We start from the raw sequence: 14,544 nt of genomic DNA, 5'->3' as shown, positions 1-14,544 counted from the left end.
ATCCGAGGGGACCACAGAAGTGGCAGACGTTGACTGGCCCAGCTGGCCGGCGGCGACCGTTCCGCTAGCTCATCCGGGGCTGCTGGTCGCCGAGCGGTACCGATTGCTCACCCAGGTCGGGGTCGGCGCCATGGGCGCGGTCTGGCTGGCCACCGACCTGCGACTGAGCCGGCAGGTCGCGCTCAAACAGGTCGTCCTGGAGCCCGGCCTCGACCTGCGGCAGGCGTCGGAGGCTCGGCAGCGGATCCTGCGCGAGGGTCGCATCGCGGCCCGGCTGCAGCACCCGCACGCGGTGGCCATCTACGACGTGACCATGCAGGACGGCGAGCCCTGGCTGGTCATGGAGTACCTCCGGGCGCGCAGTCTGGCCACCGTGCTCAGCATGGACGGTCTGCTCACCGACCGAGCGGCCGCTCGGATCGGCGCGCAGCTGGCCGACGCGCTGCACGCGGCGCACCGGGTCGGCATCGTGCACCGCGACGTGAAGCCGGGCAACGTGCTGCTCTCCGCGGACGGCACCGTGAAGCTCGCCGACTTCGGCATCGCCAGGGCGTCCGGCGACATCACCGTCACCCAGACCGGCGTGCTCACCGGCACGCCGGACTACTTCGCGCCCGAGGTGGCCCGGGGCGCACCGCCCACGCCGGAGGCCGACGTGTTCTCCCTGGGCGCCACTCTCTACATCAGCGTCGAGGGCCTGCCGCCGTTCGGCGTCGGCGACAACCCGCTCACCCAACTGCACGTGGTCGCCTCCGGCCAGATCAGGCCGCCGGCGCAGGCCGGGCGGCTCACCTCCGCGCTGGTCCAGCTGCTGGATCCGGACCCGGCCAGCCGCCCGGACGCCAGCCAGGCTCGGGCCCTGCTCCTGGACGCGGCGAACAACACCGGCAAGCCGGGCCAGGTGCCACCGCCGCGCAGCGGCGACCGGTCCGGCACCTCGACACCGTCGTCCTCAGGACCGGGCCCCACCCTGGTCGAGAGCGACCCGGTCGGCGGCGCGCTCGCCGGGCTCGCCAGCCCCGGACTCCCCGGCACCGGGCTGCCGGGTGCCGGGCTGCCGGGTGCCGGGCTGCCGGGTGCCGGGCTGCCGGATGGCGGGCCCTCGAGTGTCGCGGCCACCGGCACCGGGGTCGCCGGCACCGGGGTCGCCGGCACCGGGCGCGCCGCCCACCGGGCGGGGACCGGCCGTGCCGCATTGCACAGCACCGCCGGTACGCCGGGCGCGCGAGTCTCCGGTGTGCTGCCGCGGCTGCCGGGCCCGGGCCCGCACCGACGCACGGCGCAGCCCGCCGCGCACCGCCGGATCGTCATCGCCGGGCTGGCGATCGCGGCCGTCCTCACCGCCACCCTGTCCGCGACCATCGCCCTGGGCAACCGGCCGGAGGTCGGCATCGACCCGACCGGCAGCTCCGCCAGCTCTCCGGCCGAACCCGCCTCCGACGGCGAGCTGCAGGCCGCCGCGCGGAGCTACTACGCGCTGCTGCCGGGCGACCCGAAGGCCGCGTGGAACCGGCTCAGCCAGCGGGCTCACGACCAGCTCGGCGGCCAGGCCGCCTTCACCAGCTACTGGCAGGGGTTCAGCGGGGTGCAGCTGATCAGCGCGGCGGTGTCGCCACCGACCCGGACGGTCCGCGCCCAGGTGCGGCTGCAGGCCACCGACGGCGAGTCCCGGACGGTGGCCCAGCGCATCGCGCTGGTCCCCGGCCCGGACGGCGGCTGGCTGATCGACAACTTCGGCGGCTGAGCCGGGCCGGCGATCCCGGCCAGCGGCCCGGCCCGGCGCGTGCCCACGGACCGCCGGCAGCGGCCTGTTGTTACCGAACTACACAGGAGGCAGGTTCCAGCGCTCCGCGACCTGCCTGTTGTTACCGAACTACACAACAGGCAGGCTCCAGCACTCCACGACCTGCCTGTCGTTACCGAACTACACAACAAGCAGGCTCCAACGCACCACAACCTGCCTGTCGTTACCGAACTACACAACAGGCAGGCTCCAGCGCACCGCGACCTGCCTGTCGTTACCGAACTACACAACAGGCAGGCTCCAGCACTCCACAACCTGCCTGTCGTTACCGAACTACACAACAAGCAGGCTCCAGCACTCCACGACCTGCCGGTCGTCACCGAACTACACAACAAGCAGGCTCCAGCACTCCACAACCTGCCTGTCGTCACCGAACTACACAACAAGCAGGCTCCAGCACTCCACAACCTGCCTGTCGTCACCGAACTACACAACAGGCAGGCTCCAGCACTCCACGACCTGCCTGTCGTCACCGAACTACACAACAAGCAGGCTCCAGCGCACCACAACCTGCCTGTCGTCACCGAACTACACAACAAGCAGGCTCCAGCGCACCACGACCTGCCTGTCGTGCAGCTCGGTAACGGGGCTGGCCGGCCCAGCCGAGGTCAGACGAGACGGCGGTCGGAGGCCCAGCGGGACAGCTCGTGCCGGTTGGACAGCTGGGTCTTGCGCAGCACCGAGGACACGTGCGTCTCCACCGTCTTGATCGAGATAAACAGCTCGGCGGCGATCTCCTTGTAGGCGTAGCCCCTGGCCAGCAGCCGCAGCACGTCCCGCTCCCGGGGGGTCAGCAGATCCAGCTCGGGATCCACCGGCGGCGCGGCACCCGGCCGGTCGGAGAACGCGTCGAGGACGAACCCGGCCAGCCGGGGCGAGAACACCGCGTCCCCGTCGCGCACCCGGCGCACCGCGTCCGCCAGCTCCCGCCCGGAGATCGTCTTGGTCACGTAACCCCGCGCACCGGCCCGGATCACCGCGATCACGTCGTCCGCGGCATCCGAGACGCTCAGCGCCAGGAACACCATCTCCGGCAGCTCCTTGCGGACCTGGCGCAGCACCTCGGCCCCGCCGCCGTCCGGCATGTGCACGTCCAGCAGCACCACGTCCGGGCGGTAGTGCCGCGCGCCGGCCACCGCCTCGGCGACCGAGCCGGCCTCGCCGACCACCTCGACGTCGTCGGCAACCGTGTCCAGCTCGGCGCGCACCCCGCTGCGGAACAGCGCGTGGTCGTCGACCAGGAACACCCGGATCCGGGCCGGACCGTCGGCGGCGCCGGCCGCACTGTCGGTCTGGGTCTGCTCAGTCATGACGCTCCCTGTCGTTTGCTCGGCTCCGCGCCGCCCTCGGTGCCCCGAGCCGGCTCCAGCGCCCGACCCCTCGGCATCTCCAGGTGCACCTCGGTGCCCTCCCCCGGTGAGCTGCGCAGCGACGCCGCCCCGCCATGCCGGCCCATTCTGCCGTGTACCGAGTCGACCAGGCCGTGCCGATCATCCGGTACCGCCGCCGGGTCGAACCCCACTCCCCGGTCCCGCACGAACACGTGCACGGTGTCCGGTTCCACCTCCGCGTACAGGCTGACCTCGCCCACCTCCGCGTGCTTGGCGGCGTTCACCATCGCCTCCCGGCTGGCCTGCACCAGGGCTGCCAGCGACTCGTCCAGCGCGCAGTCGCCGACCACCACCGGGTGTACCGCGATCGCGTACGTGTCCTCCACCTCGGCGGCGGCGGAGGTGATCGCCTCGGCGACCGTGCTGGCCGCTGGGGTGCCGGCCGCACCGGGCGGCGAGCCCACCTGCCCGTAGCCGGTCGGGCCGTACAGCCAGGTGCGCAGCTCACGTTCCTGGCCCCGGGCCAGCCGGCGCACCTCACGGGGCTGCTCGGCCTGCCGCTGGATCAGCGCGAGTGTCTGCAGCACCGAGTCGTGCAGGTGGGCGGCGATCTCGGCACGCTCGGCGCCGCGGATCCGCTCCCGCCGCTCCTCGCTGAGCTCGTGCGACAACCGCACCCAGAACGGCACCGTGAGCACCGCGACGCCGACCAGCGTGGCCAGCACCGCGAGTACCCCGAACTGCAGCTGCCCCAGGTCCAGGCGGCCGAGCAGGAACACGGTGAGGCCGCCGGCCACGAACAGCGCGCCGGCCAGCACCCGGACCGCGGCGGCCTTGCCCCCACCACCGACAACGCCGCTGCGCCCGGCCGCCGCCCAGCGTCGCCGGCGGGTCTCGTCGGCCTCCCGCCACACCAGGGCGACGCCGACCGCGGCCACCCCGAGCGGACCGGCCAACCAACCGACCAGGGTGTCCCCGGCCGCCGACGCCGCGATCGCCACGCCGAGCCCGATCGCGGCCAGTCCGAGTGCCTGCCGGCGTTCGCGCGCCGACACCACACGCAGCCGGCGGCTGTCCTCCTGGGCGATGAACATCCAGCACAGCCCGTAGGCCAGCACGCCCGCGCCGGACAGCGCGGCCAGCACGGTGAACCCGGCGCGCACCCAGAGCACCGGGGCGCCCAGGTGCTCGGCGATGCCGCCGGCCACCCCGGCCACCATCCGGCCCGAGCGGTGCCGGCGCAGCGGTACCCGCTCGAGGGCCGCGGCGGCGTGGGCACCGCCCGGTCCCGGTGCGGGGGCCGCCGGTGTGGGGTGGGCAGCAGCGGCGCCCGCCAGCCCCGGGGCGGGCGGGCCGGGCGGCCCCGCACCGGGTGTCTGGGTAGGTGGGTTGTCACTGCTCATGCAGCGTCCGCCCCACGCGGTTGTCGGGTGCTCACGACGACCATGTTCACACGGACCGGCACGGTATTCATCGGGGTAGACCCGGAGGTGCGTCGGGGCCGGGCCCCTGACGGGCGGTGGCAGACTCAGGGGCACCTCCGGGTTCCGCCCCGATGTGACCATGCCGCGCCCGACCGGAAGGTGGACCACATGAGTCCGACCACCGAGCCCCGCGCCACGCTGCATGCCATCTGGCAGACCCGCCCGGGGCGCCGCCAGGGCGACCGCAAGATCGCTGGGGTGGCCGCCGCCATTGCCCGCCGCTACGACATCGACCCGGTACTGGTCCGGATCGCGTTTGTGGTCGCCGCCTTCTACGGGGTGGGCATCCTGCTCTACCTCCTGGCCTGGGTGTCGCTGCCGCCCGACCCGGGCGACCCACCGAGAGGCCCGTTCGTCCGCCGCGGCGGCGCGGTGCACCCGCTGGTGCTGATCGCCGCCATCGTGGCCGCGCTTGCCGGCGCCGGGTCGCTTCTCAGTGGTGACCCGGGGGTGCTCGTCGGGCTCGCGGTGCTCGGCGGGCTGCTCTATGTGCTGCATCAGAGCAGGAGCGAGCGCGGGCTCACCGCCGGCGCGACGACGTCGGGTCAGGTCGGTGAGGCGGCGGTGGCCGCCGACCCGGCCGGTCTGGTCCCCGGTGCGGGCGGCGCGGGGTCGCCCGGCGCGGTGGGGTCGACCTCAACGGCGGTGCACCCGGCGCCGGTGGCGTCGAGCGGGTCCCGGGCCGACCTGCCACCCGGTGCTGAGCAACCGAAACCACCCGCCTGGGATCCGCTCGGCGCCGCCCCGTTCGCCTGGGACCTGCCCGAGCCCGGCGCGGCCCCCGCACAGGTCCCGGACCGCCGGCGCTCGGTGCTGACGGCGGCCACCATCGGACTGGCGTTGCTCGCCGGCGGGGTCACCGGCGCGATCGTGCTGGCTGACAGCGGGTTCGGCGGTGTCCGGCTGATCATCGGCGTGATGCTCGCGGTGCTCGGGCTCGGCCTGGTGCTCGGCGCGTTCCGGCACACCGGCCGCGGCCTGATCGCGGTGGCCATCCCGTTGGTGCTGGTCAGCTACGCGGCGACCGCCGTCCCGGTGCACCGCTGGCAGGGTGCCGGCGAGCTGCGCGCCGCCCCGACCACACTCGCCGAACTCGCGCCCAGTTACCGGCGCACCCTCGGCGAGGTCACCCTGGACCTACGCGGCCTCAACCTCACGCCGCTCGCCGCGCGGCCGCCGGCAGCACCGGGCACACCGGTTCCGGGCACGCCCTTGGCACCGGGTGTCCCGGTTCCGGGCACGCCCTCGCCGCCGGGTGTCCCGGTCGCGGGCACCCCGGCGGTACCCGGTGCCCCGGTCGCGGGCACCCCGGCGGTACCCGGTGCCCCGGTCGCGGGCACCCCCGCGGTACCCGGTGCCCCGGTTCCGGGCGCCCCGGCGGCGGCGCCGCCGGCGGTCCCCGTCGTCCCGGCACCCGGCACTCCGGCGCCGCCGGGCGCCGCCGCGACGGTGCGCACTGTGGTCGGCCTTGAGGCCGGCCAGGCCACCGTGCTGCTGCCGCCGAACCTGACCGTGCGGGTGCACTGCCACGCCGACGTCGGTGACGTGGACTGTCTTGGCCAGCGCGGCCGGGGTCAGGGCCCGGCGGCGGATGTGACGGTCACCGACCCGGCCGGCGCCCTGTCCCCGCAGCTGGAGCTCGACGTCACTGTCCGGGCCGGTCAGGTGGAGGTGCACCGTGGCTGAACCGAGCTACCGAACCGGGGATCAGCCGGCACCGCGGCCGGGCTCACCCGCCGCCGGACGAGCGCGCCGGGGCCCGGACGTGCTCACCCTGCTGATGGGGTTGATCAGTATCGTTGCGGCGTGCATGGCGCTGTTCCAGTGGACGCCGCCGCTGCCACTGCTAGACCCGCGCTGGCTGCTCGCCGGGGCCGCGGTGCTGGTCGGACTGTTGCTGTTGGCCGCCAGCGTGCGCCCACCCCGTAACCGCTGACCCAGAAACCGGGCTCACCCCGAACCGGGCTCACCCCGAACCCGGGCTCACCCCGAAACCGGCTCGCACAGACCGGGTACATGCCGCACAGACCTTGCACGGTCTGTGCGAGTGGCACCCGGTCTGTGCGAGCCCCATCAGTACCGGGTCAGTCGGTGAGGCCTCGCTCGCGCAGCAGCAGGACGCCCAGTTCCCGGGCCCGCATGGCCGCCTCGGTGTCGCCCTCGCCGGCGGCGATGATGGAGCCCTTCATCAGGATGTGCCACTGCCGGGCGAAGCTGTCCGGATCCGCCGCGCCGGCATCGGTGGCCAGTTCCCGCAGGAAGCCGCGGATCTCGGCCAGGTGGGCGACGCTGGCCTGGCGCACCGAGCTGTCCCGGTCGGCGAACTCCAACATGGTCGTGATGAACGCGCAGCCCTCGAAATCGGGCTCGTGGAACCACTCGTCGAAGATCTCGAAGATGGCCAGCAACCGCTCCGTGGGGGTGCTCCCCCGGCGGGTGGCCTCGGCGCGCACCCAGCCGTTCGTCCACAGCAGCTCGCGACGCCGCAGGAAGGCCAGGATCAGCTCGTCCTTGGAGTCGAAGTTGCGGTACAGCGTCATCTTGGCGACGTTGGCCTCACTGATGACCGTGTCGACCCCGACGGCGCGGACCCCACGCCGGCTGAACAGGTCATAGGCCGCGCGTTCTACCCGTTCCCGGCCGCTCGGCGCGCCGCCCGGAACCGGCACCACCTGATGCGCGGACATATCCACCAACTTCTTCCCCGAAGTTCCGCGGATATTAACAGTCGACCGCTGGAGATCGGCCTACCGACTAGTCCGTGCTCGAACTTCCAGTCGGGTGACTACTCAGATAGTCAACTTTGCACGTTGAGAGGCTTGTTCGGACAGGATCACCCCGACGGTTACCACTGTGATCACGCGGCAGTTGCGGGGGCCGGCCACTTCGACGTTCCCGAGCTGTCGCCCGGAGTTCACTGAGGTTCGGCGTGATAGTCGGCGCGTTCGTCGGCAAGGCAGCGGGAATCGTGGTCACCGGCCTCGCCGGTGCCGCCGCGCTGGAGGGCGTCAAGAAGGTCGCCCAGAGCCAGGTGCTGCACAGCACGGCCGTCGCGGTCACCTCCTGGGGGCTACGCGGGGCGCGGGCCGCCGAGGTGGGCGCGGAGAAGGCCCGACTGGCCGCTTCCGATATCGTCAGCGAGGCCCGCGGCCGGATCGGCGAGCAGACGCCGCCGCCCAGTTCGGGCACCTCGGCTGATCATGGCCACGGACGCTGACACAACCGGCAGCGCCCTAGAGCGGACCGGCGGCAGTCCGCCGCGGATCGTGTCCGACGCCGCCGGCCGGGTCCGCTTCGCCACCCCTGAGCTGCTCGGGAGCCCGGCTCTGGCCGTAGCCGTCGAGGACACGGTGGACGCCGTCGCGGGCGTTCGCCAGGTGCACGCCTACCCGCGCACCGGCAACGTCGTCGTCTGGTACGACCCGGAGCGCTGCGACCGCACCGAGCTGACCGAAGCCATCGGCAAGGGACTCGGCGCCGACCCCCGAGGCCACCGCTGCACGGACCCCGCGCTCGGCGGACGTGCACTCCAGCGATCTGGTCCGCCTCGTCGTCGGTGGTGCCGCCCTGGCCGCGCTCGGGTTCCGCCGCTACGGGCTGCGCCGCCCGCCCATTCTCGGCGCCACCAGCCGCACCGTGGCCACCGGCGTCACGATCTTCACCGGTTACCCGTTCCTGCGCGGCGCGCTGCGGTCGCTGGCCGGCGGGCGGGGCGCCGGCACCGACGCGCTCGTGTCGGCCGCCACCGTGGCCAGCCTGGTGCTGCGGGAGAACGTGGTCGCACTGACCGTGCTCTGGCTACTCAACATCGGCGAGTACCTCCAGGACCTCACCCTGCGCCGCTCCCGCCGGGCGATCTCGGAACTACTCACCGGCACCCAGACCCGCACCTGGGTCCGCACCACCTGCGCCGAAGGTGACGGTGCCGATCAGGGTGACGATCACGGTGCCGATCAGGGTGCCGATCAGGGTGACTTCATCGAGGTCGAGGTGGACATCGAAGCGCTGGTGATCGGCGACGAGGTCGTCGTGCACGAGCACGTGGTGCTCCCGGTGGACGGCGTGGTGGTGGACGGCGAGGGCGTCGTCGACCAGGCCGCGATCACCGGCGAGCAGCTGCCGATCACGGTCGCGCCCGGCGCGAAGCTGCACGCCGGCTCGGTGCTGCTGCGCGGGCGACTGGTGGTCCGCGCCTCGGCGGTCGGCCGGGACACCGCGATCGGGCGGATCATCGCGCGCGTCGAGCAGGCCCAGGAGGACCGGGCGCCGATCCAGACCGTCGGGGAGAACTTCTCCCGCCGCTTCGTGCCCACCTCGTTCGCGCTCGCCGGGCTCACCCTGCTGGTCACCCGCGACGTCCGGCGGGCGATGACCATGCTGCTGGTGGCCTGCCCGTGCGCGGTGGGGCTGTCCACCCCGACCGCGATCAGCGCGGCCATCGGCAACGGCGCCCGGCGCGGCATCCTGATCAAGGGCGGCGCGCACCTGGAGGCGGCCGGGCGGGTCGACGCGATCGTGTTCGACAAGACCGGCACGCTCACCCTGGGCCGCCCGGTGGTCACCAACGTGGTGTCCTTCGACGACGACTGGACCCCGGAGCAGGTGCTCGCCTACGCGGCCAGCTCGGAGATCCACTCCCGGCACCCACTGGCCCAGGCGGTCATCCGCTCCACCGAGGAACGCCACATCGAGATCCCGCCGCACGAGGAGTGCGAGGTGCTGCTCGGGCAGGGCATGCGGGTGCTCAAGGACGGCCGCACCATGCTGATCGGCTCCCGGGAGCTGCTGCGCCGCCAAGGCGTACCGGTCAGCCGGCGCGCGGCCGACTGGGTGCGCCGGCTGCAGCGGGCCACCGAGACGCCGCTGCTGCTCGCCGTGGACGGCACGCTGGTCGGTCTGCTCTCACTGCGCGACACGGTGCGTCCGGAGTCGCGCGCGGTACTCGACGCGCTGCGCGCCGACGGGGTCAAGCGGATCGTGCTGCTCACCGGTGATCACCCGGAGACCGCCGCCGCGGTGGCCGCCGAGCTGGGCATCGACGAGTTCCGCGCCCAGGTTCTGCCCGAGGAGAAGCAGGACGTGGTGCGCGCGCTGCGGGCCGAGGGCTACACGGTGGCCATGGTCGGCGACGGCACCAACGACGCGCCCGCGCTCGCGCTGGCCGACATCGGCATCGCGATGGGTGTCGGCGGCACCGACGTCGCGGTGGAGACCGCCGACGTCGCGCTGGCCGGCGACGACCTGCGCACCCTGCTCGAGCTGCGCGACCTCGGCCGGCGCAGTGTCGGGCTGATCCGACAGAACTACGGGCTGTCCATCGCGGTCAACGCCGCCGGGCTGGCGGTGTCCGCGGCGGGCGCGATGTCGCCGGTGGTCGCCGCGATCCTGCACAACGCGTCCTCGGTCGCCGTAGTCGGCAACAGCTCACGCCTCATCCGCTACCGGGTGGACAGCGCCCGCTGAACTCCGCTCGCACAGACCGGCTGCGCCCCGCACACACGTTCCAACCTCTGTGCGGACCGCGGCAGGTCTGTGCGAGCCGAACTACAGACCCAGGCGGCGGTGGATCTCCAGGAGCGCGTCGGCCCGGTTCAACGAGTAGAAGTGGAAGCCGGGGACACCGAAGCGCAGCAGCTGCTCGCACTGCTCGGTGGTGTAGTCGATGCCCAGCTGCACGGCCGCCGCGTCGTCGTCCTCGACGGTGGCCAGCAGCGCGTCCAACTTCGCCGGGATCCGCGCGCCGCACATGGCGGTGAACCGGCGGGCCTGGGCGGCGGACCGGATCGGCAGCATCCCCGGCACGATCGGCACCTCGATACCGATCCGGCGGGCGTCGTCGACGAACCGGTAGAAGTCGTCGTTGTCGAAGAACAGCTGGGTGATCACCACCGCGGCGCCGGCGTCCACCTTCGCCTTCAGGTAGCGCAGGTCGGACTCGCGGCTGGTCGCCCGGGGGTGCACCTCCGGGAACCCGGCCACCGCGACGGAGAACTGGCCCCCGCCGTCCCAGCCGAGCGCCTCGGAGACCAGCTCGTGCGCGTACCGGAACCCGTCGGCGTGCGGGGCCCAGTCGGTGCCCGGTGCCGGGTCGCCGCCGAGCGCGATGATGTTGCGCACGTCGTTCGCCCGGAGCTGGTCCAGTACCGCGCGCACCTCGGCGCGGGACTGCCCGACCACGGTGAGGTGGCACATCATGTCCAGCCCGAACTCCCGCTCGATGCGGGAGACCAGCTCAACCGTCTTGTCCCTGGTCGAACCGCCGGCGCCGTAGGTCATCGAGCAGAACGCCGGGTTCAGCTTGCGCAGCCGCTCGAGCTCGGCGAACAGGTTCCGCTCGCCGATCTCGGTCTTGGGCGGCCAGAACTCGATGGACAGCACCCGCCCGGGATCGGCGTAGTAGTCCTCCAGCCGGGTCACTCCCATTCGATCGTTCCCGGCGGCTTGCTGGTGACGTCGAGTACCACGCGGTTGACCTCCGCGACCTCGTTGGTGATCCGGGTGGAGATGCGCTCCAGCACGTCGTAGGGCAACCGGGTCCAGTCGGCGGTCATCGCGTCCTCCGAGCTGACCGGGCGGAGCACCACCGGGTGGCCGTAGGTGCGCCCGTCGCCCTGCACACCGACGCTGCGCACGTCTGCCAGCAGCACCACCGGGCACTGCCAGATTGTCTTGTCCAGGCCGGCCGCGGTGAGCTCCTCACGGGCGATCGCGTCGGCGGCGCGCAACGTGTCCAACCGGTCCTCGGTGACCTCGCCGATGATCCGGATCCCCAGGCCGGGGCCGGGGAACGGCTGCCGCCCGACGATCGCGTCGGGGAGCCCGAGCTCGGCGCCGACCCGGCGCACCTCGTCCTTGAACAGCGCGCGCAGCGGCTCGACCAGGGCGAACTCGATGTCGTCCGGCAGGCCGCCGACGTTGTGGTGGCTCTTGATCGTCGCCGTTCCGGTGCCGCCGCCGGACTCCACCACGTCCGGGTAGAGCGTGCCCTGCACCAGGTATCCCACGTGCTCATCCTGCGCGACTTCGGCGGTGGCCGCTTCGAAAACTCTGATGAACTCGCGCCCGATGATCTTGCGCTTCTGCTCCGGGTCGGTCACGCCGGCCAGGGCGGCGAGGAACCGCTCCCGCGCGTCCACGGTGTGCAGCTTGGCGCCGGTGGCCGCCACGAAGTCGCGCTCGACCTGCTCGCGCTCACCGGAGCGCAGCAGCCCGTGGTCGACGAAGACGCAGGTCAGCTGATCACCGATGGCGCGCTGCACGAGCGCGGCAGCCACCGCCGAGTCGACGCCGCCGGACAGCCCGCAGATCGCCCGCCCGTCGCCGACCTGCGCACGGACGGCGTCGATGGTGTCGTTCACGATGGACGCGGTGGTCCAGGACGGGGCAATGCCGGCGACCTCCCGCAGGAACCGCTCCAGCACCTCCTGCCCGTGCGGCGAGTGGCCGACCTCGGGGTGGTACTGCACGCCGGCCAGCCTGCGGTCGGTGTCCTCGAAGGCGGCCACCGCGGCCCGCTGCGAGGACGCGGTCACGGTGAACCCCTCCGGGGCGCGCACCACCGAGTCGCCGTGGCTCATCCACACCGGGTGCTTCGCCGGCAGCCCGCCGTGCAGCACGCCGGCGTCGTCGGAGGTCACGGTCAGCTCGGTGCGGCCGTACTCCCGGGTGCCGTCCGGGGCGACCTCGCCGCCCATCGCCATGGCCATCGCCTGGAAGCCGTAACACAGCCCGAGCACCGGGATCCCGACCCGGAACAGCTCGGGGTCGACGGCCGGTGCCCCGTCGGCGTACACGCTGGACGGTCCGCCGGAGAGGATCACCGCCGCCGGCTTGCGGGCCACGATGTCGGCCACCGGGGTATCCGAGGGAACGATCTCGGAGTACACCTGGGCCTCACGGACCCGGCGGGCGATGAGCTGGGCGTACTGCGCCCCGAAGTCGACCACGAGAACGGTTGGCGGCTGCACCTGCTCACGGTACCTGGCCGCACTCGGTCGGCGGCGCGGCTGGCTTCGCGGGAGCACAGCGGGGGATGAGCCGAGGGTCGCCGATGGTCAACTCAACGTGGTTCTGGTCAGAATCATGATCAAACCAGAACTGTGTTGAGTTGACCATGAAACCGGACCCCCAGCCCTACGGACGCACCCCGGCCGCCCGGAACGCGCGCCGGCCACCCGGGCTCAGTCGGTACGCCGGCGGAATCACCCGGAACACCGCCCGTACCGTGCCGCCGAACAGCCGCAGCGCCCTCTCCTCCCGCGCCGACCAGGTCCAGCCGAGCGTCTCGCGCGCGGCGGGCGGCAGGAGTCCCCTGGTCAGCCACATCGACAGGCCGACCAGCCGGCCACCGAACAGTGTCCAGAGCGGCGGCGGGATCCACGGGAAGGGCACCGGCCCCCGCCCACCGCGGTGCAGCACGGAGCGCCGGATGGTCTCGGTCTCGACGAGCACGTCGGCGGTCGTGTGCTCCCAGTACCGCAGGAAGGACGCGTAGTCCGGCGGGACGGTGCGCATCGACAGCCCGTACTGGGCGTACCAGCGGACGGACTCCTGGTAGAGCTGCTCCTTCTCGGCGTCGGTGAGCGGCTCGGCGAAGTACTCGGCAACGGCGTACTGCATGGCCAGGAAGGTGGCGTGCGCCCAGAAGTACGGCTCGGGGTTCAGCGCGTGGTACCGCTGGCCGTGCTCGTCCACCCCCTCGACGCCCCGGTGGAAGCCGCGCACCCGCGCGCCGGCCGCCGCCCCGGAATAGACCACGTCGACGATGGGCGGCGCGGACCGCAGCACCCGGTGCAACGGGTTCTCGAACACGTCGGAGTGCTGCACCAGCGCGGTACTGATCACCGGGTGCATGCCCTGCAGGGTGGCGGCCCAGGAGATCACCAGGAACGTGCGCAGGTCGCCGAAGCGGCGCCAGGTCAGCGAGTCGGGCCCCAGCGGGGCCAGTTCGGCCGCCAGAGCGGCACCGTCGAGCGTCGCGGACATCGGACCTCCCTCGGGAACACGCTTCCAACAGCTCAGACGATAATTTAGACATCAAGCGATGTCAACATCAGGTGATGTCAACATGAACCCGACCCACGACCCGCCTGCGACAATGGCGGCCATGGTGACCAGCTCGGACCCCGCCGCCGGGGTACAGCGCCGCTGGCGCGGCCGCGAGCCGGCCGACCGGGTCGCGGACCGCCGCGCTCAGCTGGTCGAGGCCGGCCTGGAGCTGATGGGCACCGCCGGGGCCCGCGGGGTGTCGATGCGCGGGGTCTGCCGGCAGGCCGGGCTCACCGAGCGGTACTTCTACGAGAGTTTCGGCCACGTCGACGAGCTGCTCGTCGAGGTGCTCGAGCTGGTGGTGTTGCAGGCCAGGGACGCACTGTTCGCCGCACTGGACACCGCGCCGGCCGAGCTCGGCCCGTTGATCAGGCACGGGGTGCGCGCGTTCACCGAGTTCCTGCTCGCCGACCCGAGGCGCGGCCGGGTGATGTTCGTGGAGTCGCAGGTCACCGCGGCACTGGCCAGCCGGGGCGCCACGCTGGTCGCCGAGTTCACCGTGCCGATCGCCGGCGTCTTCCGGTCCCAGGCACTCCCGACCGACCCGGCCGACCCCGCCGACCGGGGCGCGACCGACCCGGCCGACCCGGCCGACCGGGGCGCGACCGGGAGCGGCCCGGACGACACCGACGTGGACCTCAACGCGCTGGCGATCTTCGGCGCGCTGGCGTTCCTCTACCGGCGGTGGCTGCGCCCTGGCGAGCGCGCGGTGTCCGAGGAGCGGTTCGTCGAGCACGTCGCGCAGGTCATCGAGCGGCTCGCCGGCGCGCGGTCGGCACCACGCACCGGGTCGATCCGATAGCGGGTCCAACCCCAGCCACTTTCGAGGCTTGTAGTCACCCTGCGTGACCGGGACCGCGCAATCTGTGATCGGCCC

At 72.8% G+C, this 14,544-nt stretch carries 12 protein-coding genes and 1 pseudogene; 7 read left to right on the top strand and 6 right to left on the bottom strand.

All coding sequences use genetic code 11. The annotated features are described in order from the left end of the window. Window positions 1-19 precede the first annotated feature (19 nt). Window positions 20-1,744, top strand: a complete 1,725-nt coding sequence (locus ACTXG6_RS12990) for a serine/threonine-protein kinase (protein WP_445188034.1) — start codon at window positions 20-22, stop codon at window positions 1,742-1,744. A 668-nt stretch (window positions 1,745-2,412) separates the two neighbouring features. Here ACTXG6_RS12990 and ACTXG6_RS12985 read toward each other — a convergent pair. Together ACTXG6_RS12985 and ACTXG6_RS12980 are read right to left on the bottom strand one after the other, a co-directional pair. Next, on the bottom strand, window positions 2,413-3,114 hold the full coding sequence (locus tag ACTXG6_RS12985; RefSeq protein ID WP_445188033.1) for a response regulator: 702 nt from the start codon (window positions 3,112-3,114) through the stop codon (window positions 2,413-2,415). Continuing rightward, a complete protein-coding gene (locus tag ACTXG6_RS12980; RefSeq protein WP_445188032.1) occupies window positions 3,111-4,538 on the bottom strand; it encodes an ATP-binding protein in 1,428 nt (475 codons plus the stop codon). The genes ACTXG6_RS12985 and ACTXG6_RS12980 overlap by 4 nt, the downstream gene beginning before the upstream one ends. A 189-nt stretch (window positions 4,539-4,727) precedes the next feature. Between ACTXG6_RS12980 and ACTXG6_RS12975 the strand changes: the two genes are divergently transcribed. Both ACTXG6_RS12975 and ACTXG6_RS12970 read left to right on the top strand, forming a co-directional pair. Continuing rightward, the gene (locus ACTXG6_RS12975) at window positions 4,728-6,305 is read left to right on the top strand and encodes a PspC domain-containing protein (RefSeq protein ID WP_445188031.1); all 1,578 of its coding nucleotides are present in this window, start codon (window positions 4,728-4,730) and stop codon (window positions 6,303-6,305) included. Next, complete coding sequence (locus ACTXG6_RS12970; RefSeq protein WP_445188030.1) at window positions 6,298-6,555, top strand: hypothetical protein; 258 nt, start codon at window positions 6,298-6,300, stop codon at window positions 6,553-6,555. Before ACTXG6_RS12975 ends, ACTXG6_RS12970 begins: the two co-directional genes overlap by 8 nt. 148 nt (window positions 6,556-6,703) lie before the next feature. Here the strand turns inward: ACTXG6_RS12970 and ACTXG6_RS12965 are convergent, their stop codons facing one another. Beyond that, window positions 6,704-7,306, bottom strand: a complete 603-nt coding sequence (locus tag ACTXG6_RS12965) for a TetR/AcrR family transcriptional regulator (RefSeq protein WP_445188029.1) — start codon at window positions 7,304-7,306, stop codon at window positions 6,704-6,706. A 242-nt stretch (window positions 7,307-7,548) separates the two neighbouring features. Here ACTXG6_RS12965 and ACTXG6_RS12960 point away from each other — a divergent pair, with 242 nt between their 5' ends. The 3 genes and pseudogenes from ACTXG6_RS12960 to ACTXG6_RS12950 all read left to right on the top strand — a co-directional run bounded on the left by ACTXG6_RS12960 (window position 7,549) and on the right by ACTXG6_RS12950 (window position 10,082). Further along, complete coding sequence (locus ACTXG6_RS12960; RefSeq protein WP_445188028.1) at window positions 7,549-7,836, top strand: DUF1490 family protein; 288 nt, start codon at window positions 7,549-7,551, stop codon at window positions 7,834-7,836. Next, window positions 7,820-8,047, top strand: a pseudogene (locus ACTXG6_RS12955) (hypothetical protein); the annotation flags it as partial. The gene ACTXG6_RS12960 and the pseudogene ACTXG6_RS12955, both read left to right, overlap by 17 nt. A gap of 94 nt (window positions 8,048-8,141) precedes the next feature. After that, the gene (locus tag ACTXG6_RS12950; RefSeq protein ID WP_445188027.1) at window positions 8,142-10,082 is read left to right on the top strand and encodes a heavy metal translocating P-type ATPase; all 1,941 of its coding nucleotides are present in this window, start codon (window positions 8,142-8,144) and stop codon (window positions 10,080-10,082) included. An 81-nt stretch (window positions 10,083-10,163) separates the two neighbouring features. Here ACTXG6_RS12950 and metF read toward each other — a convergent pair whose 3' ends face one another. The 3 genes from metF to ACTXG6_RS12935 form a co-directional block, all read right to left on the bottom strand. After that, entirely contained in the window at window positions 10,164-11,036 is an 873-nt protein-coding gene (gene metF / locus ACTXG6_RS12945; RefSeq protein WP_445188026.1) for a methylenetetrahydrofolate reductase [NAD(P)H], read from the bottom strand. After that, entirely contained in the window at window positions 11,033-12,586 is a 1,554-nt protein-coding gene (gene guaA, locus ACTXG6_RS12940; RefSeq protein WP_445188025.1) for a glutamine-hydrolyzing GMP synthase, read from the bottom strand. The genes metF and guaA overlap by 4 nt, the downstream gene beginning before the upstream one ends. A 166-nt stretch (window positions 12,587-12,752) precedes the next feature. After that, the gene (locus tag ACTXG6_RS12935) at window positions 12,753-13,604 is read right to left on the bottom strand and encodes an oxygenase MpaB family protein (protein ID WP_445188024.1); all 852 of its coding nucleotides are present in this window, start codon (window positions 13,602-13,604) and stop codon (window positions 12,753-12,755) included. A gap of 82 nt (window positions 13,605-13,686) precedes the next feature. On the opposite strand from ACTXG6_RS12935, the gene ACTXG6_RS12930 reads away from it, so the two are divergent. After that, complete coding sequence (locus tag ACTXG6_RS12930) at window positions 13,687-14,469, top strand: TetR/AcrR family transcriptional regulator (RefSeq protein ID WP_445188023.1); 783 nt, start codon at window positions 13,687-13,689, stop codon at window positions 14,467-14,469. Window positions 14,470-14,544: the final 75 nt, after the last annotated feature.

This window comes from Pseudonocardia sp. Cha107L01 (genome assembly GCF_052566575.1).
The sequence above is the reverse complement of the archived record's forward strand: the minus strand, read 5'-3'. Positions and strand labels throughout refer to the sequence as shown.